Here is a 25,008-nt window from a genome sequence, read left to right as displayed (position 1 = left end):
CTACTTAAAAATAGCTGTAAGCAGCTCTTTTAATAAATCTGCCTGTGTCATGTTCGCTGCCCCTACTCCTTTACTTTTTAAATCTATGTCGCGAATACTTGCTACTATAGCACTAACCTCTTTCATAGAATAATTACGCGCAGCTGTCTGGTAATCTTTTATAAAATAAGGACTCACCCCCAAAACTTTGGGTGCTTCAGATTTGTTGGACAAGGCGTGATACTTTAGTAATTTTGAAAAGAAACTGTACAACAAAGCCACAGTCATTACCAACGGATGGTTTTTTTGATTCTGAGCAAAATATTGCACAATAGTAAATGCCTTTTTTATATTCTTGTTACCAATCGCATTTTGCAATTCAAAATTGTTGAAATCTTTACTAATCCCAATATTTTCTTCTATAAGCTGCGGTGTTATTTGTTGTTCTGGTCTAATGATAAGTTGAAGCTTTTCTAACTCATTATTCACCTTACTTAAATCATTACCCAAAAATTCAGTGAGCATCTGCGCAGCCTTTGGAGTAATGGTATATCCTTTTCCCGCTAAAACACGACGTATCCAATCTGGCACTTGGTTTTCGTAGAGCTTTCTACTTTCAAACAAAACAGCATTTTTCTTTAATACTTTAGACAGCTTTTTACGGGCATCTAGTTTCTTGTATTTGTAACACAGCACGAGTACCGTAGTAGGCTGAGGATTTTCAGCATATGGGACTAAATTTTCGATGGTACGCGACAAATCTTGTGCTTCCTTTACAATGACCACCTGTCGTTCTGCCATCATTGGGTAACGCTTTGCATTACTCACTATGTCATCTACACTCACATCTCTACCGTATAGAACCATTTGGTTAAATCCTTTCTCTTCTTCGGAAAGTACCGATTCTTCAATAAATTTGGCAATACCATCTATATAATACGGTTCTTCACCCATCAAAAAATAGATAGGTGCGATACGACCTTGTTTGATGTCTGTAATAATTGCTTTGGCTTTGTCTAGCGGCATAAAATATAATACTGTTCTACTAGAATACCTATGCATTGCGTATTTTTACGACCATGCAATCGCTTCAATTTAAAAGGTATTCGTTTCGTTTCAAAAGTAACGAAAACAAACGTCTGATTTTTGACGAAATCAGAAAAAAATTTATGGTGCTTACACCAGAAGAATGGGTGCGCCAACATGTGATACATCATCTAATTTCAGAAAAAAAATATCCGAAATTACATATCAATGTAGAAAAGCAGTTGTTGTTAAATGGTACTAAGAAAAGATACGACATTGTTGTTTTTAATACCGATGGTAGCATTCATCTTATTGTAGAATGTAAAGCGCCAAATGTATGTATTACGCAAGATACGTTCGATCAAATTGCCCGGTATAATCTAGTTACAAAAGCTACTTATTTAATGGTTACAAACGGACTCCAGCATTACTATTGTCAAATGGATTACCAAAATGAACGGTATATTTTTCTGCAAGATTTACCAATGTACAACGCATAAAAAAACGCTTCCGAAGATTCGGAAGCGTTTTCAAAGTGTTTAAAAAGTGAGCTTACATTCCGCCCCACTCTTTCAAGCTTTTTGTATTTAACGCAACATAATCATCATTTCCTGCCTCTTGAGCCAGCGTTAATGACTTTTTTGCTGCATTTATCGCGCCTTTTTTATCACCCGACTTTGCATAGATAAGTGATTGTTGTCTGTGAAACCAAAATGCAGGCTTCTCACGTAATTCAATTGCTTTATCTATCCATGTCTTAGCTTTATTAATATCTTGTCCAGACTCTAAGTAATAAACAGCAGACTGATAATAGTCATTTGCAGATGGTCCAGCCATCACTTGATCGATGCTTGCAGAAACCATTTTGTCTGTATTAAATGTAATTGGCACACCAACATATGTCTTTTCCCACATTAACCCCAAATTAGCAGAATTATTTGTAAGATCATCAATAGACATAGTAAACGTTTCAATATCCATAGGTAACGGATACACTTCTCCTTTTACGCTAGCTACAACTTTAGACTCATCCCATTTAGCTGGCGTTCCCCAGTTATTGCTGTCTGCATAAAGCATAACATCCCAACTTTGCATAGCTGGCTTGGTATAGATGGCATACGTACCTGCTTTTACAGATTTTCCACCCATCATTACATCTTCACTAAATGTTATTTTTGTATTAGCATTTGCACCTGTACGCCATACTTTATTATAAGGTACTAAACCACCAAAAATGGTTCTTCCTTTCATAGATGGACGAGAATATTCTAAAGTCACGTTTGTTAGTCCTACGGTCTGCTCTATCTTTTGTGAAGGACTAGGAGCCGGAGTTTTAAGTTGTGCTTGCACTGCAACAGTTGTTGCAACAGCAAAAACAAAAAGGAGTAATTTTTTCATAATAATAGTGTGTGTTTAAGGTTTCTGCGAAGGTACAATGCAACACATTCTGAAATAGTTAACAAAAACTTAAATATAGTATCTAAATTGAATAGTACCTTTGCATTATGACAAAACGTATTATTGCCGAAGCTATAGGTACTTTTGCTTTGGTCTTTTGTGGAACAGGCGCTATCGTAATCAATGAATTTACAGGAGGTACTGTAACGCATCCAGGAATTGCTATAACCTTTGGTCTCATTGTTATGGGTATGATTTACGCCTTTGGTGACATTAGTGGTGCACATATAAACCCTGCTGTTTCCATAGCCTTTGCCTATGCCAAGAAATTTCCGTGGAAAGAAGTACCCTTATACGTTCTAGCACAACTTATTGGTGCAATTGCCGCTAGCCTGTTGCTACTGTTTTTATTTCCTGAAAATGAATTATTAGGCACTACCCTACCCAAGATTGGCGTTTTTAAGGTATTTGTATTTGAAATTTTACTTTCCTTCTTTCTTATGGTGGTTATTATTAATGTTTCCACAGGAGCCAAAGAAATTGGTGTCATTGCAGGTATTGCTATTGGTGGCGTTGTTTTATTAGAAGCGTTGTTTGCAGGTCCCATTACAGGGGCATCAATGAATCCGGCGAGATCTCTTGCACCAGCATTAGTTTCTGGCAACCTTCAACATCTATGGCTCTATCTTATTGCACCAATAATTGGATGCATAATCGCTGTTGTTAGTTGTAGATTAGTAAAAGATGAGCAATGTTGTGACGATCAATGCTAAATAACTGTTAATCTTACACTTCCCTCTTGATTGTACTCTTTTTCTGTCGTAAATTTACTACAAAAGAAAAAAGATGCTACGTTTAATTAGAAAATGGCTAAAAATTAGTCGTGTGAACAAACCGAAATACAATACCAATTTGTACCGCTTACTGCGAATGAATGGTCGTATGGTTTCTACACGTAGATAATTTATTAGCTTACCCAATTCTTGTCTGATACAGTCTTTCTTGACTGTGTCCTGAGCTTTCTTTTGTTTTTCTTCACCACTTCGGAAATTTTCTCTTGTGTTAATGTTTGTTTAACTTTAAATAGATTTTGTTAAACATTATGTAGCTTTGCTGGTAAATAAAGTATTTTGAAAATTTATACCCTACGTTCTACACAAGCATTGCCTATATCTAAAGATGCGGCTTGGGCGTTTCTTTCAGACCCTAAGAACCTTAAAGTTATTACTCCAGGATATATGGGTTTTGATATTATCTCTGGTGCAGATAGACCCATGTATGCTGGACAAATTATACAATACATAGTCACCCCTCTTCTAGGCATTAAAACAAAATGGGTGACAGAAATCACGCACGTTAAAGACAACAGTTACTTTGTAGACGAACAACGATTCGGACCCTATGCGTTGTGGCATCACAAACATTTTATTAAGGAAATTGAAGGTGGCGTAGAGATGGAAGATATTATAGACTACAAAGTTCCCTTTGGTTGGCTCGGACAATTAATTCAGCCATTTCTAGTGAAGCCTAAACTTGCCGAAATTTTTGACTACAGGAGAAATAAATTAACAGAACTCTTTGGTGAACTTAAGTAACTACAGCATGAAAAACATACTTCTTATTGGCGGTTCGTACGGAATTGGTCTAGAAATAGCCACCCAACTGTATAAAGATCACAACGTCACTGTTGCTTCTAGAACAGTAGGAAATCTTCCTAAAGGCGTTCGTCATATTCCGTTTGATGTAACCAAGCACACCATAACTAATTTTGACATACCTGAAACTATAGACGGTTTAGTTTATAATCCTGGAAGTATTAATTTAAAACCTTTCAAAATGTTGTCTCCAGAGGCTTTTGCAAAAGATATGAACATTAATTGTATTGCATTAGTACGTCTCGTGCATGATTTGTTGCCAATTCTTAAACGTTCTAAACAAGCAAGTCTCGTTTTTTTTAGTACGGTGGCGGTACAACTCGGGATGCCATTTCATACAAGCATATCCGCAGCAAAAGGAGCTGTAGAAGGATTTGCAAAAGCATTAGCTGCAGAGTATGCTCCTAACTTTAGAGTAAACGTTATTGCTCCTTCTTTAACAGACACGCCGTTGGCACGTACATTGTTGGGTAATGACGACAAAAAAGAAAAAATGGGCAAACGTCATCCCCTAAAACGAATTGGCAATGCTGCAGATATTGCTAATGTTGCCGCCTTTCTACTTTCAGATAAATCTTCATGGATTACAGGACAAGTTATGGGGATAGATGGTGGTATGTCTACACTTAAACTTTAATTTCATGGCAGGAAAAGTAACTATTTTTTGGTTTAGACGCGATCTTCGCATAGACGATAACGTTGGTCTTTACAAAGCATTACATGGAAAATACCCTGTGTTACCAATTTTTATTTTCGACACGAACATTTTGAGTGAACTACCGGAAGACGATGCTCGTGTAACCTTTATCTACGATACCTTACAAAAGATTAGAACTGAACTACAAGAACATGGAAGTAGTTTAGCGCTATACCACGGAACACCCACAGCAATTTTTGAGAGACTGGCGTCAGAGTTCGATGTACAAAATGTAGTAACAAATCACGACTATGAGCCATACGCAAAACATCGCGAAGCGGAAATTTCCGAAGTACTCAAAAAGAAAAATATTGGTTTTTATACCTTCAAAGATCAAGTAATCTATGAAAAAGACGAAATTGTAAAAGACGATGGCACTCCGTATGTTGTGTATACGCCTTATATGAAAAAGTGGAAAGCTAAATTTAAACAGGAAGGAACACCCAAAATCTATTACACTTCGCAGGTTCTAGACAACCTAATTGAACATAGTAGACTTCCAAATCTTACATTGGCAGATATAAACTTTAAGCGTTCTACCATAACAGTACCTGAGTTTGATGTTACTCCTACTACCATTCAAGAATACCAAGAAAAACGAAACTTTCCTTTTAAGGATGCCACTTCTAGATTGGGCCCGCACTTGCGGTTTGGAACAGTGAGTATTAGAAAAATGATTAAAAAGGCGCTGGCAGAGAAAAACGAAACCTTTTGGCAAGAACTTATATGGAGAGAGTTTTTTATGCAAATTTTATGGCATTTTCCAGCTACAGTAGCTAATGCATTCAGAAAAAAATACGACCGTATACCCTGGCGCAACAACAAAAAGGAATTTGAAATGTGGAAAGAAGGAAAAACTGGATATCCGCTTGTAGATGCTGGAATGCGGCAATTAAATGCTACAGGATATATGCACAATAGGGTACGAATGTTAGTGGCTAGCTTTTTATGCAAACACCTACTTATAGATTGGCGTTGGGGTGAAGCCTATTTTGCTGAAAAGTTATTAGATTACGAGTTATCGAGTAATGTGGGAAATTGGCAATGGGCGGCCGGAAGCGGTGTAGACGCAGCTCCATACTTTAGAATCTTTAACCCTACCACCCAGATTGAAAAATTTGACAAAAACAGAAAATACATCAAACAATGGATTCCGGAATACGGCAGTGACGCCTACCCAGATGAGATGGTAGCACACAAAGCCGCTAGAGAGCGTGCCCTAAACACCTACAAAAAAGCCATAAATTAACATTTTTTTGTAAGATTATTCTTCATTAATGCATTTTATCGATTTTTTTGATATATTTATCGATATTAAATAGGCTATTGCCCCCAAAACCTAGTTATGAAAACCTACGATAATGAATTCACCAATGGTGAAATTACGGTTAAGTACCAACCAAAAATATGTACGCACGCCGAAGCTTGTGCCAAAGGACTTTCTGAAGTGTTTAGAACCACCGTCTTGCCATGGATAGATTTAGAAGGTGCAGAGACAACCAAGATTATCAAACAAATCCAAAAATGTCCATCAGGCGCACTTTCATTTTGTTATAATGACGAATTAGTGGTTGTTAAATAAATTGTAATTGTCTTAGAAATTTGGGTATTATAACACAATTTTTCTACTCTTGCACTGTTATGAATTCCATAACAAACCCAACAAAATTAGTATGAAAAAACAAACACTAACTTTATTGCTCGTAGTATTGTGCGCTACCATTACTTTTGCACAAGATACATCCCCAAGCAATAACGAATCAACCATTGAAAATCAGCTTGTAGATGCTATCGACAAGTCTAATAGCTACAAGGAGTTTAAAGTAATTGAAAAATCGAAGCTAGCTCGTTTACGAGCCAACATTTTAGACAGCATTTCTAGTCTAGAAGAAAATATCACATCTCTTCATTCTGAAATTGACACACAGAAAAACGAAATAGCCTCACTTACGCAGTCGTTAAAGACCACAAACGAGAACTTAACCGTAAGTAAAAAGAAAGAGAATGGTATCGAAATTTTTGGAACTATCACCGAAAAGAGTACGTATAACACAGTAATGTGGTCTATTATAGGGCTACTTCTACTTGCATTGGGCTTCTTTGTATATAAATTTAAAAACAGCCATTCTATTACAAAAGCGGCTCGATTAAAACTTGCCGAAACAGAGGTGGAGTTTGAAGCACACCGACAGAAAAAATTAGAAGAACAACAACAGCTAAGAAGAAAGTTGCAAGATGAGATAAACAAAAATCGCAAAGTGCAATAAGTTATATCTGCTGACAATAAAAAAGCGTTTCATTATGTATGAAACGCTTTTTTATTGTCTTCTAATTTTAGTCAAAGCATCTAGGCACTTTCAATTCTTGTAATCTTCGCTCCTATTGCTCGCAGACGTTCATCTATATTTTCGTACCCACGATCTATTTGCTCGATATTATGAATAATGCTAGTTCCCTTTGCAGAAAGCGCAGCAATTAAGAGAGAAATACCTGCTCTAATATCTGGAGACACCATGGTGGTAGCTTTTAATTGCGACTGAAAATTGTGCCCCATCACTGTAGCTCTGTGCGGATCACATAATATAATTCGCGCACCCATATCAATTAGCTTATCGACGAAAAAGAGCCTACTCTCAAACATTTTTTGATGTATAAGCACATTTCCTTTGGCTTGAGTACAAACTACAAGGACAATACTCAACAAGTCTGGCGTAAACCCAGGCCACGGAGCATCTGCAACCGTTAGTGTAGAACCATCTATATAGCCTTGAATTTCGTAACCTTCGTCATGAGATGGAATATAAATATCGTCTCCTTGCTTTTCTAATGTAATACCTAGTTTTCTGAAAGTTTCAGGAATTAAACCTAAATCCTTCCAACTTACATCTTTAATCGTAATTTCACTTTTAGTCATAGCTGCTAGGCCAATCCAACTTCCAATTTCAATCATATCTGGAAGAATTCTATGATGGCATCCTCCAAGGCTTTCAACTCCTTCTATTGTTAGCAAATTAGACCCTACGCCGCTAATTTTTGCTCCCATTGAGTTTAGCATTTTACACAATTGCTGCAAATAAGGTTCGCAAGCAGCGTTGTAAATGGTCGTAGTTCCTTTTGCCATAACGGCTGCCAACACAATATTAGCGGTTCCTGTCACCGAAGCTTGATCCAACAACATATCTGTTCCTGTAAGTCCGTTGGGTGCTTCTACCCCATAAAAACGTTCTTCTCTATTGTATCGAAATGTTGCTCCAAGTTTAATAAAACCTTCAAAATGGGTGTCTAGTCTACGACGGCCAATTTTATCACCTCCTGGACGTGGAATGTATCCTTTTCCGAAGCGAGCCAATAATGGCCCAACTATCATAATAGAACCACGTAATGAGCTACCTTCCTTTTTAAAAAGTTCAGATTCTAAGTACTCTAACTTTACATCGTCAGAGACAAATGAATATTTTCCTTTTCCTAGCTTTTGAATCTTCACACCCAAATTACCAAGAATTTCTATAAGTTTATTTACGTCTCTAATGTCTGGAATGTTGTCAATCACCACTTCTTCTGGTGTTGCCAACACAGCACAAAGAATTTGCAAAGCCTCATTTTTAGCGCCTTGCGGACGGATTTCACCTTTTAGTTTGTGACCGCCTTCAATTTGAAAAGTTCCCATATGTTATACGAGGATATTAGTAGCGTTTACGACCGCGGTTATTTTTCTGATTCTTTTTACCACCATGATTGTTGCTGTTGGTGTTAAAACGTTTTTTTACTTGTAGCAGTTTTTGAGAATCGCGTAGTTCTTCATCGCTCTTTTTCAAGTTAATCTTTCCATCAGAAAGTTCAAATAAGTGTTGAAAAATCACATCATCTTCTACGGTGTCTTTATTCCAGTTTAAGAAGCACTTTTTCATGTGGTTAGCGATGGTTAAGACTAACCCGTCTTTTTTATCTCCATCTTCCCAACTAATAGCAACATCTATCATGCGCTTAATGTTGTTTCCGTAAAAGCGGTACTTCGGAAAGTTTTGTGGATACGCCAACGGTTCTGGTGGCGCATATAACTCTTCTGGCGTTGGTTTTGGGTATGGAGAATCTACATCAAGTTTAAAATCTGAAATTATAAATAATTGATCCCAAAGCTTATGTTGAAAATCTGGCACATCGCGCAGGTGCGGATTCAAATTACCCATCACTGCAATGATGCTTTTTGCTTGTTTGTTCCGTTTTTCAGCGTCTGTTTCTGCAACAGCCTGATCTACCATTTTTTGAATATGACGACCATATTCAGGAATAATAAGATGCGGACGCTCCGTATTGTATTCTATAGCTTCTGTCAATGTAATATGTTTAGGAAATGTATTCTAGTTGAAGTAATAACGTCTGCAAAATACTAAAAATTATAGGGAAATTACGCCTTCCACCTCTGAAACTTGCAAATATTTCTCTATAACAGCATCTGGTGACGCCATAGTAACTTTAATAGACACGCTAGTGTACGTTCCTTTCGAAGAATCGCGTGTGTTTATTTCGGCATTACTTCCATCAAAAATAGCTTCTATTTCAGCAATTTTCTCATTACTAGCTGGCACAATAAACTTATATAAATAAGGAGAAGGCCATTGCGTATCACCCTCTAACTGCTCCCGCAACCGCTCGTAAAAAGCTTCGGTTTTTTTATCGGCACTCATACATGTAGATTTTCAGCAAAGATACAGATTCTCTTATCAACTATTTAGCATGGTCTTTGTACTTTTGACGTTATTAGTAACGTTACACTCTAATTTGGCAAATGACTGTTTCTGCAAAACAACCTAAACGTATTGTAATTATTGGTGGTCCTGGAACGGGCAAAAGCACCTTGATTCATGAACTTGAAAATCGCGGACATGATTGCATGCATGAGATTTCGCGCGACGTTACATTACAGGCTCAGAAAGATGGTATAGACCAACTTTTTCTTACAGACCCTATCTTATTTAGTCAGAAACTTTTAGAAGGCAGATTACATCAATTTAATGAAGCGAATAAGTTCTTCGGAAATTTCCTTTTTTACGATCGCGGCTTGCCAGATGTACCTATTTACATGGATTATCTAGGTACGTCGTATCCTGATCATTTCAGCAAAACATGTCAAGATAATACATACGACCACGTATTTTTGTTACCGCCGTGGGAAGCAATTTATGAGCAAGACAATGAACGTTATGAAAGTTTTGAAATTGCCACTAAACTTTACAGTTACTTAAAAGAGGGTTATCACGCATTTGGCTATTCTCCTATTGAAGTACCCATTGGCACTATAGAAGAACGGATACAATTTATTGGCTTGCAACTTAAAACGTCTATTTGAATAGCCCCGCCAACATATTAGAAACCTATTGGGGTTTTACTTCTTTTAGACCTCTTCAGGAAGCCATTATTACTTCTGTACTTGATGGTAAAGACACGGTAGCGTTACTCCCAACCAGTGGTGGTAAATCGGTTTGTTTTCAAGTTCCTGCATTGGCAACAGACGGTATCTGCATTGTAGTTTCTCCACTTGTTGCCTTAATGGCAGACCAAGTAAAAAACCTAAAACAAAAAGGGATAAAAGCCCTACAACTATCTGGAGGTATTTCTTTTCAAGAATTACAAGTTTTATTAGACAACGCCCGCTTCGGAAACTATAAATTCTTGTACCTGTCGCCAGAACGTTTACAACAAGAGATCGTACAACAAGCCATTAGGCAAATGCCGGTAAATTTAATTGCCGTAGATGAAGCACATTGCATTTCACAATGGGGAAACGATTTTAGACCTGCTTACAAAAATGTAGTTGCGCTGCGCGAAATGCATCCGTTAGTTCCTATAATTGCATTAACGGCTACTGCCACAAATGAAGTGCTTGTAGATACCATTAAAGAATTACAACTAGAGCTCCCAGCAATTCACAGAGCTTCTTTTGCCAGAGACAATTTAAGCTACCTAGTTTACAAAGAGGAAGATAAATTATATAGATTAGAACAGTGGCTTCAAAACTTAAAAGGTAAAGCTATTGTCTATGTGCGCAGTCGTAAAATGTGCGTAGAGATAAGCAACCAACTAAATACCTTGGGTATAGCTTCTACATTCTATCACGGGGGTATTAATACAGAAGAGAAGGAGAAGAAAATGCTATCTTGGCAACAAGGTAAAACGCCTGTAATTGTAGCAACTAATGCCTTTGGGATGGGTATCGATCAACCAGATGTGCGTTTGGTTATTCATCTACAGTTACCAGATAGCCTAGAGGCTTATTTTCAAGAAGCTGGGCGAGCTGGACGAGACGGACAGTTGGCAAAGGCAATTATTCTTTGGAGTGATTATAATAAAAACTTAGTGCAATCTCAGTTTGTAGATGCCTATCCATCGGTGAAAGATGTTAAGTTCCTTTATAAAAAATTAAACAATTATTTTCAAGTTCCGTACGGAGAAGGTGCTTTCGATACCCATCCCTTTAACTTTGGTGATTTTTGTAAGGTCTATCAATTTAATTCGCTGTTGGCATATAATGGCTTACAGGTGCTGGACAGATTGGGAGTGCTTCAACTTTCTAAAACATTTGGAAGAAAATCTACAGTACATTTTACAGCAACGTCTGAGGTTGTTCTTAACTATTTTAAAAAAGATGTAAAAGCTTCTGTTGTAGGAAAGACGATACTTCGACTTTATGGAGGCATTTTTGAAACCGCTTCTAGTGTGAACTTACAGTTAGTAGCTTCAAAATCGGGACAGCCAATTTCAGACATCATAACAGTTTTGGAGCAAATGGAACGCGACGGACTTCTAGACTTACAATTGCAGATTACCGATGCAATGCTAACGTTTATGGTGCCTAGAGAAGACGACAAAACCATTAATCCGCTTGCCAAAGAGATTTCTTTACACAAAGATAAAAAAGCTGCTCAAGTACAGGCGGTTATACGTTATCTAGAAAATGATTCTGAGTGTAAAAGCATTCAGCTACTTCGGTATTTTGGAGAACGGGAGGCAACAGCATGCGGACTGTGCTCTGTTTGTAAGAAAGCTAGTGGTCCCATTTCGGCTACCGAACAAAAGGTACTTTCAGAAAAAATACGTATTCAGCTAGAAGAAGGTCCGCAAACTTCACGAGAACTTTCAGAAAAACTTATTTTTGCCGAGACAGATATTACCGCAGTACTCCGTCTTTTATTAGACAGAGGGAGTGTACAATTAGACTTTAGAAATCGCTATCATTTAAAATAATTAATTTGAGAGACTTACGTATTGTTTTTATGGGGACCCCAGATTTTGCCGTGGGTGTCTTACAACATTTGGTTGAAAACAAAAAAAATATAGTTGCAGTACTTACTGCGCCAGATAGGCCTGCGGGTCGTGGTAGAAAATTACGCCCGTCTGCGGTAAAATTATATGCCGAAAGTAAGAACATTCCGGTATTACAACCAACAAATTTAAAAAACGAAGACTTCGTTAAAGAGTTGAAATCGTACAACGCCAATCTTCAAATTGTGGTTGCCTTTAGAATGCTTCCAAAAATAGTTTGGCAATTACCCGATTACGGCACCTTTAATCTACATGCTTCGCTCCTACCTCACTACCGAGGAGCGGCACCAATAAATTGGGCGATTATTAATCAAGAAACAAAAACAGGTGTCACTACCTTCTTTATTGATGAGAAAATTGACACTGGCGCTATTATTTTAAAAGATGAAGTCGCTATTGCTGAAAGAGAAACAGTTGGAACCTTACATGATAGGCTGATGACTATTGGTAGCCATCTTGTTTTAAAAACTGTAGATTTAATTGAAGAAGCGAAGGTAGAAACATATGCCCAACCAAAAACCGAAGATTTTAAAGAAGCTCCAAAACTTACTTCAGAAAACACAAAAATAGATTGGTCTATGCCCGTAGCGCAGATTGATGCACTTATTCGCGGATTGTCTCCTTACCCCGTGGCTTGGTGTTACCTAAATCAGCAGGACGAATCTCAGAAAATAAAAATCTATGCTTCAGATTTTGAAGAAACCGAAACTGAAGGAGAAATTGGAGCGCTTACGTGTACCAAAAAAACAATAAAAGTGACCTGCAAAAACGGTTACCTATATATTAAGGAGTTACAACTTCCTGGGAAGCGAAAAATGGAAACTGCGGCACTTTTAAATGGCTTTTCTTTCGCAACTGATGCAAAACTCACGTAACCCCGCGTGGTTACTCAAGTTGTTAAAAATGGCAGAAATGCCGTTTGGTTATCAACAAACCACCAAAGTTATTAACAAAAACGTGGATTTACCCCGCCATTCCTTGCGTGAACCGATAATCCAATTAAATTTGTAGAGACAATTAATAGAAGTTTAACCGACAATTTAATTTAATAACTAAACTATGAACAAATCAGATTTAATCGATGGAATGGCAGCAGATGCCGGAATTACAAAAGCAGCAGCAAAAAAAGCATTAGAGTCTTTTTTAGGAAATGTTGAAAAATCACTTAAAAAAGGAAACCGTGTTTCTCTAGTAGGATTCGGATCTTGGTCAGTATCTAGAAGAGCTGCAAGAGAAGGAAGAAACCCACAAACTGGTAAAACAATCAAGATTGCTGCTAAAAACGTAGTGAAGTTTAAAGCTGGATCTGACTTATCAGGTGCTGTAAACTAATTTACCGCTCTTGTTAAAAACTTAAAATCCCGCCAATGGCGGGATTTTTTTTTTATATGAAAGTGCTTTCACTCAAGCTTTTAATTGCTTATTAAGTAATTAATGTTTAGTTTTAAGACGAACTAACTAATTAATCATGATCTCGCTGAAACCAACCAAGGGAGTATTATTGGTCGCCGAACCTTCCATTATAGGAGATGTTTCCTTTAATAGGTCTATCGTCTTGCTTGCAGAATATAATAACGAAGGTTCTGTTGGGTTTATACTAAATAAGCCTTTAGAATACACTTTACACGATTTTATTCCTGAGATTAACTCTACCCTACCTGTCTACAATGGCGGCCCAGTAGAGCAGGATAATTTGTATTTCATTCATAAGGTACCAGATTTGGTTCCAGGGAGTATAGAAATCTCTAATGGTATTTACTGGGGAGGTGATTTTAATGCTATTGCCGACTTATTAAAAAATGATGAGCTTAAAGAAGATCAAATTCGTTTCTTTTTAGGGTATTCTGGCTGGGCTAACGAACAGTTAGAGCAAGAACTAGCACTAAATAGTTGGGTGGTCACTCCTAATGAGTACAAAAACAAAATCATTGGGAAACCCTACTCAAACTTTTGGAAAGAAAAAATGATTGAATTTGGAGGTGATTATTTAATTTGGTCTAACTCTCCAGAAGACCCAAGTTACAACTAACCCAAACGCGCTTTTACATTTAATTTTTGAAGCAACTCTTTTGCAACCTTGTTTGCGTATTCCTTTTTTCTATATTTTGAAATTGGCTGAATACCAATAATTGTATTTGTGATAAAAATTTCGTCTGCCTTTTGTAGCTCAAAGGGAGATACAGCACTTTCTTCTAGGATATAATCTGGTAACTGCCCTAAAATAGAAATGATTTGTTTTCGTAAGATACCATTAAGGCAACCATCGCTAAGCGGCGGTGTTTTTATCTTATAGCCGTTTACCAAAAATAGGTTTCCATTTAGGGCTTCTATAACTTGCTTCTTTTCATTTAGCAGCAAACAATTGGCATACCCATTTTCCTTCGCATAAATACTACCTAAAACATTAATAATCCTGTTATTAGACTTGAGTGTTGAAAGCAAGCCAGAAGTTACAAAATGGTCCTTAAATAATTCTACCTCGTAGGCATCATCGTTGAAGGTGTAAAACGCATTTTCTAAAACAGATGCCGAAATATAAAACGACACATTGTTGGTGTCTGGTGTATAGGTTCCGCCTTCATCTCTCCAGACAACAATTTTTACACGAATTGCATTGTTAGAAGCTTCTACGGTTGCCACCGTGTCTAGCACCTGCTGCTCTAGATATTCTGGTGTAAAAGACATGGGTATTTCCATTCTAAGTATTCGCATAGAAGCCATTAATCTAAAATAATGATCTTCCCAGAACAATACTTTTCCAGCCGAAACACGTATCGTTTCAAACACCGCATCGCCATAATTAAGTCCTCGATTAGCATGAGAAATTGTTGCTTCTGTTGTTACTACTAAAGTTCCGTTTACATTTACCATAAAAAAAGCCGCCTCTTTTATGAGACGGCGCAAAGATATTATAAATTGGTTCCGCTATAAAACGGTTTCTATTAGATTAAGTAGAACCAAGAATTTGTTTTAATTCAGAAATCATATTATCCCAGAGCATTTTACCTTCCTCTACTTCGTCTTCTTCGGCAAAATCTGTAATCATTAAAGAGACATCCTTAGTGATTTCATCTACTTGAATACGCAATTCAAAAAAGTAATCGGTGCCTTCATCATCCATCCATCGAAATTTAATGCGCTCACCACTCTTTTTACCAAGGAGTTTTGCCTTCTCTTCGCTTCCATCCCAAATAAATGTAAAGAACTCACCACGAGAATTTACATTATCTGCGTACCACTCGCTCATCCCTGAAGGGGTAGAAATATATTGATATAACAAAGATGGAGACGCCTTTATTGGGAATTCCATTTCGTATTTAATTTTGTCTTCCATAATTCTGTTAGTTAAAGCCCAATATATAGATTAATTTTAAAACGGAAGGATAAAAACTAAATTTTTAAAGACAAATCTGACTTCAAGTTTTATAAAAAATATAAATGGTAAAGTTTGTAGCAATTCAAATTGTTACTATCTTTGCCACCTTAAAATTATGGCGAGGTAGCTCAGGTGGTTAGAGCGTCGGATTCATAACCCGGAGGTCAGGAGTTCAAGTCTCCTTCTCGCTACTACGTAACCCAGAACTTCTGTTCTGGGTTTTTTGTTTTTTATCGTACAAAGTTTAGAACACATCACATAACTGTTCCCTTGGTTAAGTTAAACAACTAACATTTCAACTATACCTTTGTAAGAAAACATTCAAAATCCAATCATTTATTTCAATTTATAGTATCTTTAAAGCTATTAATACTCCCCTTAACCAATACTTTGGTAAGGGGATTTTTTTATTCTATTAAATCATTAAAATTATGTGGTACAACGATTTACGACCCAATCAGGAGCTAAACAATATGCAATATGCGCTCACATTCTATATGGACGAGCTTAAAATGACCGAGCTTGAAAAAAAGAGAACTTTAGGAAACCTGATAGCGCTTAAAGAGGGTATTAACCAAAAAATACCCGACAAAATAATGGACGGCAATATTCTTCTTGCCTCCTGGAACATCAAAGAATTTGGACACCTTAAAGAGCGCCTCTCTGAGTCTTACTTCTATATTGCTGAAATTATAAGCGCATTCGATATCGTGGCTGTTCAAGAAATAAAAACATCCCTATTCGACCTAGACATAGTAATGAAACTATTGGGCAGTAATTACTCCTATATAATTACAGATATCACAGAAGGCACAAAAGGAAACAAAGAGCGTTTTGGTTATATTTTTGATTCGCGCCGTGTACGCCATTCTGGATTGTCTGGCGAGCTTGTTATACCACCAGAATTGGCCGATGACAATAGCATTATAAAACAATTAAAAAGAACTCCTTCTATTAGTGGCTTTGAATCTGGATGGAAAAAATTCTCGGTTATTGGTTTGCACCTACACCCAGGAAATAAATCTGATGATAAAAGCATTAGACGAGAAGAACTACGCTTACTGCTGGAAGTGCTGCAGAGCAAGCTGGACAACAAGCGTCTCTGGAACGAAAACCTTATACTTTTGGGAGACACCAATATATACGACAATAATTTAGATATTGAAGAGCTTGTTCGGTCCTTCGGTTTTATTGAAAACAGTGGTTTAAAAGGGAAACCTACCAACACAAGCAAAACCGAATCCTACGATCGAATCTTCTTAAAAGTAGATAAGTACTTCAAGTTTTATAACGACCATGATGAATTAGACTCCGGAGATGTGTTTGACCCTTTCGACTATGTATTTACTGAAGGTATGTGCTCACAATATCACGATATTATGAAAGTACACAAAGACGACCCAACTAGTTTGGTAGATGATGCCACTTTCTTAACGTATTATAATAGGTATTGGAAAAGAAATCAAATCTCAGATCATTTACCCGTATGGATTGAAATTGAAGCCAATTCATCCATAAGTTTTCTAAAAAGTAAAATGCGGAAAATTATTTTAGACTAAAACCACAACGAGTATAGCATTGTTCTAAGCTAACGCTTCAGATAGTTGCGCAATAGAAACACTGTCTTGCGTACCAGTCTTCATGTTTTTTAACGTATAACTTGCTGCTGCCATCTCACTTTCTCCAGCTAGCACCACAAATGGAATGCTTCGTTTATCTGCATACCCCATCTGTTTCCCCATTTTAGCATTGTCTGGGTATAACTCTGCGTGTACACCTGCCTCACGAAGTTTTTGTATGGCCTGCATAGCGTAGAGTGCTTCCTTTTCACCAAAGTTTATAAAAAGCACTTTAGAATTTGCAGTCACGGTTTCTGGAAAAAGATTGAGCTCTTCTAAAACTAGATAAATACGATCTAAGCCAAACGAAATTCCTACCCCGCTCATATCTTTCATTCCAAAGATTCCAGTAAGATCGTCGTAGCGACCTCCACCTCCAATACTCCCCATAGCAACACCTCCTGGAGCCGCAACTTCAAAAATAGCTCCCGTGTAGTAGTTAAGTCCGCGTGCTAACGTAACATCAATTTCTAGGTTGGCTGCGGAAAGTTTCAAAGTGCTAATCGCGTCTACTATAAATTCTAGTTCTGAAATTCCTTGCAATCCAATTTCTGAAGTGGCAAGCAACGTTTTTAATGTGTCTAATTTTTCCGAAGCAGTACCCGTTACCGAAAACAACGGCTGTAATTTGCTAATAGCTTCTTCTGCAATACCTTTGTCTCGCATTTCAGCTTTCACCTTGTCTTCCCCAATTTTATCTAGCTTATCTAGCGCAACGGTAAAGTCTATAAGCTTATCTTCTGCGCCCATCATTTCGGCAATACCGCTTAAGATTTTACGGTTATTCATTTTAATGGTAACGCCCTTTAATTGCAAGTCTTTAAAAACGGTATCGTATAATTGAACCAATTCTACTTCCTGCCACAACGATGTACTTCCAACCACATCTGCATCGCACTGAAAAAACTCTCTGAACCTTCCTTTTTGAGGTCTATCTGCACGCCAAACAGGTTGTATCTGGTAACGCTTAAACGGAAAGGTAATATCGTTCTGGTGTTGAACTACGTACCTAGCAAAAGGTACCGTTAGATCGTATCGTAGGGCTTTTTCGGAGATTTTTGAGGTAATTTTATTGCTGTCCTTCTCTGCGTAGGTTGCATCGTCCACTTTCCGAAGAAAATCACCACTATTAAGAATTTTAAAAATCAGTCGATCTCCTTCTTCGCCATATTTTCCCATAAGGGTTTCGCTGTTCTCAAAACTTGGTGTTTCTATAGGTTGAAACCCGAACTTGGCAAAATTTGCCTTAATCGTATCCATAATATAGGTACGACGAGTAACTTCAACAGGCGAAAAATCGCGGGTGCCTTTTGGGATGCTTGGCTTTTTCAAAAGAAATAATGTTTAGAACGAGCCTTGTTATTGGCTTCGAGTGATAAATAAGTTGCAAATATCTTAAAATCTAGCGTAAATTGTAACTTTATATACGCTTATTAGTCTAACGATAAACCGTTGCCACCAACCTATGTTTTCACTCTTCCGAGAAAATATCAGAATTGCACTAGACAGTATTAAAAGTCAGTTGCTTAGAACCATACTCACAATTATCATTATTGGTATTGGTATTTGGGCCTTGGTAGGTATTCTTAGTGCGGTAAAAGCGCTAGAAAACACCATCTCAAGCGATTTTGCATCTATGGGGGCTAATACCTTTAACATTCAACGATACGAGTTTACTGTTAATAGCAATCGCGGAGGAGAACGTAAAAAGGTAAATCCAATTATTAGTTACGATAATATTAGAGAGTTTATAGATGTCTATCAATATCCGTTTTCTCAAGTTTCAGTTTCATTTAGAGGTACAAGTGGTGCAGAAGTAAAGTTTGAAAGTGAAAAAACAGACCCCGAGGTACAGGTGTATGGTGTAAATGAAAACTACCTAGAAAATACGGGAACGAAAATAGATCAGGGTAGAAACTTTACAATTTTCGATATACAGAACAATGCAAAAGTGTGCTTAATTGGTGCCGATTTCACCAAGAATCTCTTTAAAAATGATAACCCAATTGGCAAAACCATAAGCATTCGTGGAGTGAAGTTTAAGATTATTGGGTTGTTAGAAAGTAAGGGAAGTACTTTTGGTAATAACCAAGATTTAAAAGTGCTTATCCCAATACAAGTAGCGCGAGGTATTTATACCAACGCCAATATTAATTACAATATTAGTGTGCGGGTAGACGACAAAGAAATGTTGCAAGGCGCGCAAGACGAAGCTATTGTGAAATTTCGAAATGTGCGCGGATTAAGCCCTGTAGAGGAAAATAATTTTGGCCTAGAACGCAGTGATGACCTTATAAATAGAATAGGAAGCATCACAGGAGCTCTTGAAATAGCCGCTTGGATAATTAGTATAATAACTATTTTGGGTTCTTCTATTGCACTTATGAATATAATGCTGGTTTCTGTAACCGAAAGAACACGAGAAATTGGTGTGCGCAAAGCGTTGGGTGCCAAACGCAAAACAATATCTACACAGTTTTTTATGGAAACTATTGTAATTGGCCAATTAGGAAGTGTGTTAGGGATTTTACTCGGACTTCTTACGGGTTGGCTCTTTGCTTATTTCACTGGGTTCGACTTTGGGCTTCCGTGGACAGCTATGATTGGCGCAACGGTTATTTCATTTGTAACTGCGGTAATTGCTGGATCGTATCCTGCTACAAAAGCAGCTAAGTTAGACCCCATTGAGAGTTTGCGGTACGAGTAATAAGTAGGAGTGCTATATACCCAATAGTATGCGGGTAGCGCTTAAGCAGTAATAATCTTCTCGAAGAATTGATATAGTTTACCTTTTGTGATGATAGCTCCTTGTTGGATTAATTTAAAAATATCTCCGCTTTTATCTTTCGAAAACGCTTTATTGGCTGTAAAAAACTCTACTGTGTCTTCGGCAAAGTTTTGTTGTAACCAACTATAGCCTTCAGGAGTGGTAATGTCGATTCCTTCTTCGGAAATTTTAAGCGAAATAAGTTGCATTTCGGTTTCAGCAATTTTAAATAAAAACAACTGCTGTGGTGAAATATTTTCTAGATAGGTCGCCTTTTGCAAGACGCCTTCCCAGACTAAATCACTAAAAACATCTAGCTCATCTTCTGCCACCTTAGGTTGCTCAACTTTAATCTTTTGCCATTCGTCTGCCGTGATGGACTGCGTTGCCAGGAAGTTTATAAACTCTGGGTGTAATTCTTCAAATTGTTCTTTTGTTAAACGAGTGTATTTCAAACTATGCTTTTTATACTGAATATGTTACTTATTTTTTTGGGAGTTGCAGCTTCGAGTGTCTAGGCTACCCCGCTACCAAATGGTTTATTGATTCAGGTTCTTGAAGTCCCCATTTCAATAAAACAAAAAGACCCTTTCAGATTATGAAAAGGTCTTTTTACTAATAGTAGGATCGCTTACTTTGCTTCAGCTACCACATCGAAAGTGAATGTTGAGATCACTTCTCTATGGAAACGAATCGTTGCTTCATACTGTCCAGTACGTTTTACCGAACCACCAGCAATAGCGATGTATTTCTTTTCAATAGATACACCTTCTTTTTCAAGGGCGTCAGATAAATCTGCATTGGTTACAGAACCAAATAATTTATCACCTTCACCCGTCTTTGCTGAAATCTTGAATTCAACTAAGTTGTTTAGTTTTTCAGCTTCAGATTTGGCGCTATCGATTACTTTCTTTTCTTTAAAGGCACGTTGTTTCAACGTTTCCTGTAATACTTTTCTAGCCGAAGGAGTAGCTAATACAGCCATTCCGTGAGGGATTAAAAAGTTTCTTCCGTATCCATTTTTTACAGTAACAACGTCATCTGCAAAACCTAGATTTTCTACGTCTTTCTTTAATATCAATTCCATCGTTGTCCTGTTTTATTTGTATAAATCTGTTACATAAGGCATCAACGCTAAGTGACGTGCTCTTTTTACAGCCACGGCTACTTTACGTTGGTACTTTAAAGAAGTTCCTGTTAAACGACGTGGTAACAATTTACCTTGTTCGTTTACAAAGCTTCCAAGCCAGTCTGCATCTTTATAATCGATATACTTGATACCAGATTTTTTGAAACGACAGTACTTCTTTGCTTTGCTAGTTTCTATATTTAACGGCGTAAGATATCTAATCTCACCGTCTTTCTTTCCTTTTGCTTGCTGCTGTAGTGTTGCCATATCTTATGCAGTTTGTTTTTTGTTACGATTTCTTCTCTTCTCAGCCCAAGCAATTGCATGCTTATCTAGGCTTACAGTAAGGTAACGCATAACGCGCTCGTCACGTCTAAATTCTACCTCAAGTGCATTAATTGCATCTCCGGTTACTTGGTACTCAAATAAGTGATAAAAACCACTTTTTTTGTGTTGAATGGCATAGGCTAATTTTTTTAGCCCCCAATCTTCTTTCGATATCATCTTAACACCTTTAGAAATAAGAATATCTTCGTATTTCTTAACTGTTTCCTTTATCTGCTCTTCAGATAAAACGGGATTTAAGATGAAAACAGTTTCGTAATGATTCATAAAAAATCTATTATTGATTTAAAATAACACATCAGCACCTTGCTAATGAGCGTGCAAAAATACTACTTTTCTACGTATTAACAAATCATAGAACGCGTATTTTTTCCAATTACTAAAGAATTAGGATTCAACACACTGTAAGTGTATTCTGACGATAAAAGTTAAAACGCGTATTTTCACGATAAAAGTTAAAAAAAGCTACCATTCGTCGATATTTTTTAATATACTTGTACTACTAAAATTGACTTAACCGTGGAAAAACCCTTACTTAAATGCGCTATCGTTGATGATTCAACCCTTCAACGACTTTCCATTGTAAAATTAATAGAAAATCACCCTTCTCTAGACCTTGTTGCTGAGTACAATAATGCTATAGAAGCTAAGATGGGCTTGGCTACTACCGAAATTGACCTCATCTTTCTAGATATTGAAATGCCAATATTATCAGGATTCGATCTGCTAGACGACCTAACGCACAAACCTCAAATTATATTTGTTACAGGTAAAACCAAGTATGCCTTTAAGGCATTCGATTATGATGCGGTAGATTATCTACGGAAACCTATCTCTAAAGAACGTTTCTTAAATGCCGTACATAAGGCCATTACTAATTTCAAATTAAAAAATGATGATGGTTTTGACGAAGAAGATTTCATCTTTGTAAAAAGTAATCTTAAAAAGCGTAAAGTTTTCTTGAACGAATTGCGCTATATAGAAGCATTAGGAGATTATGTAAAGTTAGTTACAGAGCATGACGCTCTTGTTGTACTCTCTACCATGAAGGCGTTTGAAAATCTATTGCCTTCAGATAGATTTTTGCGTATTCACAAGTCGTATATCGTGAATCTCGATAAAGTTGAAAAATACAACAGTAAAGTAATCGAGCTAGATCAAGAACAATTACCGTTAAGCCGAAATAGAAAGGCTGAGTTAGTGGAAGCGCTAGCAGCTAATATGCGTGCCTAGTACGGATCTACATCTATAATTACCCGAACACTTGAGAATTCTTTTACAGCTAAAAAACTGCGCTGCACCTTGGCTATTACTGCTTTTGTCTTTGCCAACGATTGCTGTTTAGGAATTTTAATCAGTACATTACTAATAAACTGATTACGAACCCTTCCTACGGGTGGTTGCTCTGGTCCCAATACATGCTCTTTAAACGAAATCTTTAATGCTTGCGCAAACCAGGAAGATGCTTTTTGCATTTTTCCAAAATTTCTATCTCGAAACGTAATCTTAATAGTTCTGAAATACGGCGGGTATTTAAATTGATACCGATCTTCTGCCTGCTGCTTGTACATTTCTTCAAAATCGTTTACACTTACCTGCTGTAAGATTTGATGAAGCGGGTTGTACGTCTGTATTAAAACCTTACCCCTCTTTTTAGTTCGACCAGCACGTCCTGAAACTTGCTGTAACAGTTGAAAACTACGTTCATGTGCTCTAAAATCTGGAAAATTCAGTAACGTATCTGCATTCATCACCCCAACCAAGGTTACATTTCTAAAATCAAGTCCTTTGGCAACCATTTGTGTACCTACCAAAATATCGATTTCGCGGTTTTCTAACTTTTCAATTAGCTTAGCATAGGCGTGCTTGCCTTTGGTGGTATCCTGATCCATTCTGGCAATGGTTTTATCTGGATATAGTACCTTTAACTCGGTTTCTATTTGTTCTGTACCAAACCCCTTTGTATCTAATGTTTCAGAACCACACGCCATACAAGAAACAAGCATATGCATCTTATAGCCACAGTAATGACATCGCAACTGATTTTTATGTTGGTGATAGGTTAAGCTTACATCGCAGTTTGGGCATTGAGGCGCCACACCACATGTAGTACATTCTACGAATGGTGAGAAACCACGTCTGTTTTGAAACAAAATAACCTGCTCTTCTAGCGCTAAGGCTTCATTGATTTCCTCCAGCATCCGATCGCTAAAATGACCTGTCATCAATCTTTTTTTATGACGCTCTTTTACATCTACTAACTCAATTTCTGGCATCATAACATTTCCGAAGCGCTCCTTAAGAAACACCAAACCATATTTGCCGTGCAGCGCGTTATAATAACTTTCTAACGAAGGCGTGGCAGAGCCTAGCAATGTTTTTGCGCCATGCAAATTTGCCAACACAATTGCCGCATCTCTACCATGGTATCTAGGCGCTGGGTTAAATTGCTTGAAAGAAGGTTCATGTTCTTCATCTACCACAACCAATCCTAACGAATGAAATGGTAAAAACAAAGAAGATCTTGCACCGATTATAATTTGCGCCTTGGGTTTATTAGCGAGCACATTATTCCATACCTCTACGCGTTCATTGACAGAGTATTTTGAATGGTATACCGATACTTGTTCGCCAAAATAGTTTTGCAGTCTAGATATAAGCTGGGTAGTAAGCGCAATTTCTGGGAGCATATACAACACTTGTTTTCCTGCCTCCAGCATGGCCTTTATGCTTTTTACATACAGTTCTGTCTTTCCACTAGATGTAACGCCATGCAATAAGGAAATGTCTTTTTCTTCGAAGCTGTTTTGTAACTGCTGAAAAGCGTCTTGTTGGGCTTTATTTAAGCTTTTAATAGGGTTGTTCTCTTCACCTTGATAGCGTACGCGATCTTGTTGCTGAAAAAACTCTTCGAGAACGCCTTTGTCGATTAACGCTTTTAAAGTGGCAGCCGTTGCCCCGCTCTGTTTTTGAAGCTGTACAGACTCAATGGGCTTCTTTTGTTGAGACGACAACATAAACAAGGTCATAAGAACCTCTTTTTGTTTTGGCGCGCGATTCATTGTATCTAGAAGCTGTCGTAGATTTTCTTCGGAAGTGTACGCTGAAGCAATTTTTAAGTACCGCTTCATCTTTGGGGTATACTGCTCGAACACCTCTTCTTCTATTGTTATCACTCCTTTTTCGAATAAGGTCTTTGTTACGGAAACCACATTTTTTCTATCCAGAATAGAGCGTACATCATTAATATGCAACGACGACTGATTCATTAAGGCTTCATGGACTAAGAATTCGTCATCAGTAAAGGTACTTTCAGAAGCAGTGGTTTCAGTATTTAATTTTATTATCGTTTCGCTTTCTAACAAATAAGCGCTTGGCAATGCAGCTTTCACAACCTCTCCTAACGTACACATATAGTAGTTTGCCATCCACTCCCAATGCTTCAGTTGTATTTGAGTGATAATTGGCGCTTCGTCCAGAATTTGATCGATGCTTTTTGTTTCATAGCTAGGCGGATCATTACTATGAATTTTATAGACTATACCCGTATAAATTTTAGACTTTCCGAAGGGCACGGCAACCCGCATACCTGGTTGTAAAAAAAACGCCTCGTCTTTGTTTACACTATATGTAAAGCTCTGCTTAAGCGGTATAGGAAGTATGACGTCTATGAAATACAAAGGAAACTTGTTTTTTA

General features: G+C 37.4%; 28 protein-coding genes and 1 tRNA gene. 16 read left to right on the top strand and 13 right to left on the bottom strand.

All coding sequences use genetic code 11. The features are described from left to right. Nucleotides 1–1,041 (bottom strand): DNA polymerase III subunit delta, encoded by a 1,041-nt coding sequence (gene holA / locus G5B37_RS15050; RefSeq protein ID WP_263649814.1) that lies wholly within the window; start codon nucleotides 1,039–1,041, stop codon nucleotides 1–3. Between the two features lie 17 nt (nucleotides 1,042–1,058). On the opposite strand from holA, the gene G5B37_RS15045 reads away from it, so the two are divergent. Beyond that, nucleotides 1,059–1,505 carry a type I restriction enzyme HsdR N-terminal domain-containing protein gene (locus G5B37_RS15045; RefSeq protein ID WP_164680832.1) on the top strand — a complete coding sequence of 149 codons (447 nt, stop codon included), beginning with the start codon at nucleotides 1,059–1,061 and terminating at the stop codon, nucleotides 1,503–1,505. 52 nt (nucleotides 1,506–1,557) lie between these two features. Here G5B37_RS15045 and G5B37_RS15040 read toward each other — a convergent pair whose 3' ends face one another. Beyond that, nucleotides 1,558–2,403, bottom strand: coding sequence for a DUF2911 domain-containing protein (locus G5B37_RS15040; protein WP_164680831.1), 846 nt, complete (start codon nucleotides 2,401–2,403; stop codon nucleotides 1,558–1,560). Between the two features lie 107 nt (nucleotides 2,404–2,510). Here G5B37_RS15040 and G5B37_RS15035 point away from each other — a divergent pair, with 107 nt between their 5' ends. The 6 genes from G5B37_RS15035 to G5B37_RS15010 all read left to right on the top strand — a co-directional run bounded on the left by G5B37_RS15035 (nucleotide 2,511) and on the right by G5B37_RS15010 (nucleotide 7,022). Continuing rightward, nucleotides 2,511–3,176 (top strand): aquaporin, encoded by a 666-nt coding sequence (locus G5B37_RS15035; RefSeq protein WP_164680830.1) that lies wholly within the window; start codon nucleotides 2,511–2,513, stop codon nucleotides 3,174–3,176. Nucleotides 3,177–3,533: 357 nt separating this feature from the next. Further along, entirely contained in the window at nucleotides 3,534–3,998 is a 465-nt protein-coding gene (locus G5B37_RS15030) for an SRPBCC family protein (RefSeq protein ID WP_164680829.1), read from the top strand. Between the two features lie 7 nt (nucleotides 3,999–4,005). Continuing rightward, nucleotides 4,006–4,695, top strand: coding sequence for an SDR family NAD(P)-dependent oxidoreductase (locus tag G5B37_RS15025; protein WP_164680828.1), 690 nt, complete (start codon nucleotides 4,006–4,008; stop codon nucleotides 4,693–4,695). Nucleotides 4,696–4,699: 4 nt separating this feature from the next. Then, nucleotides 4,700–6,004: a cryptochrome/photolyase family protein gene (locus G5B37_RS15020; RefSeq protein WP_164680827.1), complete on the top strand. Its 1,305-nt coding sequence runs from the start codon at nucleotides 4,700–4,702 to the stop codon at nucleotides 6,002–6,004. Between the two features lie 96 nt (nucleotides 6,005–6,100). Next, on the top strand, nucleotides 6,101–6,337 hold the full coding sequence (locus G5B37_RS15015; RefSeq protein WP_164680826.1) for a (4Fe-4S)-binding protein: 237 nt from the start codon (nucleotides 6,101–6,103) through the stop codon (nucleotides 6,335–6,337). 91 nt (nucleotides 6,338–6,428) lie between these two features. Then, on the top strand, nucleotides 6,429–7,022 hold the full coding sequence (locus G5B37_RS15010) for a hypothetical protein (RefSeq protein WP_164680825.1): 594 nt from the start codon (nucleotides 6,429–6,431) through the stop codon (nucleotides 7,020–7,022). An 80-nt stretch (nucleotides 7,023–7,102) separates the two neighbouring features. Here G5B37_RS15010 and murA read toward each other — a convergent pair whose 3' ends face one another. From murA to G5B37_RS14995, 3 genes are read right to left on the bottom strand one after another with little or no spacing between them, the layout of a single operon-like run. After that, nucleotides 7,103–8,422 (bottom strand): UDP-N-acetylglucosamine 1-carboxyvinyltransferase, encoded by a 1,320-nt coding sequence (gene murA / locus G5B37_RS15005; protein WP_164680824.1) that lies wholly within the window; start codon nucleotides 8,420–8,422, stop codon nucleotides 7,103–7,105. Nucleotides 8,423–8,438: 16 nt separating this feature from the next. Next, entirely contained in the window at nucleotides 8,439–9,089 is a 651-nt protein-coding gene (locus G5B37_RS15000) for a DUF4290 domain-containing protein (RefSeq protein ID WP_164680823.1), read from the bottom strand. 60 nt (nucleotides 9,090–9,149) lie between these two features. Then, a complete protein-coding gene (locus tag G5B37_RS14995; protein ID WP_164680822.1) occupies nucleotides 9,150–9,440 on the bottom strand; it encodes a DUF493 family protein in 291 nt (96 codons plus the stop codon). A 101-nt stretch (nucleotides 9,441–9,541) separates the two neighbouring features. Here G5B37_RS14995 and G5B37_RS14990 point away from each other — a divergent pair, with 101 nt between their 5' ends. From G5B37_RS14990 to G5B37_RS14970, 5 genes are all read left to right on the top strand, one after another. After that, the gene (locus G5B37_RS14990) at nucleotides 9,542–10,102 is read left to right on the top strand and encodes an AAA family ATPase (RefSeq protein WP_164680821.1); all 561 of its coding nucleotides are present in this window, start codon (nucleotides 9,542–9,544) and stop codon (nucleotides 10,100–10,102) included. After that, on the top strand, nucleotides 10,099–11,997 hold the full coding sequence (locus G5B37_RS14985) for a RecQ family ATP-dependent DNA helicase (protein ID WP_164680820.1): 1,899 nt from the start codon (nucleotides 10,099–10,101) through the stop codon (nucleotides 11,995–11,997). Before G5B37_RS14990 ends, G5B37_RS14985 begins: the two co-directional genes overlap by 4 nt. 5 nt (nucleotides 11,998–12,002) lie before the next feature. Beyond that, nucleotides 12,003–12,950 carry a methionyl-tRNA formyltransferase gene (fmt, locus tag G5B37_RS14980; RefSeq protein WP_164680819.1) on the top strand — a complete coding sequence of 316 codons (948 nt, stop codon included), beginning with the start codon at nucleotides 12,003–12,005 and terminating at the stop codon, nucleotides 12,948–12,950. Nucleotides 12,951–13,134: 184 nt separating this feature from the next. After that, a complete protein-coding gene (locus G5B37_RS14975; RefSeq protein WP_164680818.1) occupies nucleotides 13,135–13,407 on the top strand; it encodes an HU family DNA-binding protein in 273 nt (90 codons plus the stop codon). A 136-nt stretch (nucleotides 13,408–13,543) separates the two neighbouring features. Beyond that, entirely contained in the window at nucleotides 13,544–14,104 is a 561-nt protein-coding gene (locus tag G5B37_RS14970; protein WP_164680817.1) for a YqgE/AlgH family protein, read from the top strand. Here the strand turns inward: G5B37_RS14970 and G5B37_RS14965 are convergent. Both G5B37_RS14965 and G5B37_RS14960 read right to left on the bottom strand, forming a co-directional pair. Further along, a complete protein-coding gene (locus G5B37_RS14965) occupies nucleotides 14,101–14,946 on the bottom strand; it encodes an aminotransferase class IV (RefSeq protein WP_164680971.1) in 846 nt (281 codons plus the stop codon). The two genes, G5B37_RS14970 and G5B37_RS14965, sit on opposite strands and share 4 nt — an antisense overlap. A 76-nt stretch (nucleotides 14,947–15,022) precedes the next feature. Beyond that, complete coding sequence (locus G5B37_RS14960; protein ID WP_164680816.1) at nucleotides 15,023–15,409, bottom strand: START-like domain-containing protein; 387 nt, start codon at nucleotides 15,407–15,409, stop codon at nucleotides 15,023–15,025. A 159-nt stretch (nucleotides 15,410–15,568) separates the two neighbouring features. Here G5B37_RS14960 and G5B37_RS14955 point away from each other — a divergent pair. After that, nucleotides 15,569–15,642: transfer RNA gene (locus G5B37_RS14955), tRNA-Met, on the top strand. Nucleotides 15,643–15,882: 240 nt separating this feature from the next. Then, complete coding sequence (locus G5B37_RS14950; RefSeq protein ID WP_164680815.1) at nucleotides 15,883–17,010, top strand: endonuclease/exonuclease/phosphatase family protein; 1,128 nt, start codon at nucleotides 15,883–15,885, stop codon at nucleotides 17,008–17,010. Nucleotides 17,011–17,034: 24 nt separating this feature from the next. Here the strand turns inward: G5B37_RS14950 and hisS are convergent, their stop codons facing one another. Next, nucleotides 17,035–18,402 (bottom strand): histidine--tRNA ligase, encoded by a 1,368-nt coding sequence (hisS, locus tag G5B37_RS14945; RefSeq protein WP_164680814.1) that lies wholly within the window; start codon nucleotides 18,400–18,402, stop codon nucleotides 17,035–17,037. 133 nt (nucleotides 18,403–18,535) lie between these two features. Between hisS and G5B37_RS14940 the strand changes: the two genes are divergently transcribed. Then, nucleotides 18,536–19,777 (top strand): ABC transporter permease, encoded by a 1,242-nt coding sequence (locus G5B37_RS14940; RefSeq protein WP_164680813.1) that lies wholly within the window; start codon nucleotides 18,536–18,538, stop codon nucleotides 19,775–19,777. Between the two features lie 41 nt (nucleotides 19,778–19,818). On the opposite strand, the gene G5B37_RS14935 is transcribed toward G5B37_RS14940, so the two are convergent. The 4 genes from G5B37_RS14935 to rpsF form a co-directional block, all read right to left on the bottom strand. Beyond that, the gene (locus tag G5B37_RS14935) at nucleotides 19,819–20,292 is read right to left on the bottom strand and encodes a DUF6495 family protein (RefSeq protein ID WP_164680812.1); all 474 of its coding nucleotides are present in this window, start codon (nucleotides 20,290–20,292) and stop codon (nucleotides 19,819–19,821) included. A gap of 176 nt (nucleotides 20,293–20,468) precedes the next feature. Further along, a complete protein-coding gene (gene rplI, locus G5B37_RS14930; protein ID WP_164680811.1) occupies nucleotides 20,469–20,924 on the bottom strand; it encodes a 50S ribosomal protein L9 in 456 nt (151 codons plus the stop codon). 12 nt (nucleotides 20,925–20,936) lie between these two features. Next, nucleotides 20,937–21,233, bottom strand: coding sequence for a 30S ribosomal protein S18 (gene rpsR / locus G5B37_RS14925; protein WP_164680810.1), 297 nt, complete (start codon nucleotides 21,231–21,233; stop codon nucleotides 20,937–20,939). A gap of 3 nt (nucleotides 21,234–21,236) precedes the next feature. Then, nucleotides 21,237–21,578: a 30S ribosomal protein S6 gene (gene rpsF / locus G5B37_RS14920; RefSeq protein WP_164680809.1), complete on the bottom strand. Its 342-nt coding sequence runs from the start codon at nucleotides 21,576–21,578 to the stop codon at nucleotides 21,237–21,239. A 252-nt stretch (nucleotides 21,579–21,830) separates the two neighbouring features. Between rpsF and G5B37_RS14915 the strand changes: the two genes are divergently transcribed. Continuing rightward, complete coding sequence (locus G5B37_RS14915; protein WP_164680808.1) at nucleotides 21,831–22,544, top strand: LytR/AlgR family response regulator transcription factor; 714 nt, start codon at nucleotides 21,831–21,833, stop codon at nucleotides 22,542–22,544. Here the strand turns inward: G5B37_RS14915 and priA are convergent. Beyond that, nucleotides 22,541–24,991, bottom strand: coding sequence for a replication restart helicase PriA (priA, locus tag G5B37_RS14910; protein WP_164680807.1), 2,451 nt, complete (start codon nucleotides 24,989–24,991; stop codon nucleotides 22,541–22,543). The genes G5B37_RS14915 and priA overlap by 4 nt on opposite strands. Between the last annotated feature and the right edge of the window lie 17 nt (nucleotides 24,992–25,008).

The sequence above is a fragment of the Rasiella rasia genome (assembly GCF_011044175.1).
Taxonomy (GTDB): Bacteria; Bacteroidota; Bacteroidia; order Flavobacteriales; family Flavobacteriaceae; genus Marinirhabdus; species Marinirhabdus rasia.
The sequence above is the reverse complement of the archived record's forward strand: the minus strand, read 5'-3'. Positions and strand labels throughout refer to the sequence as shown.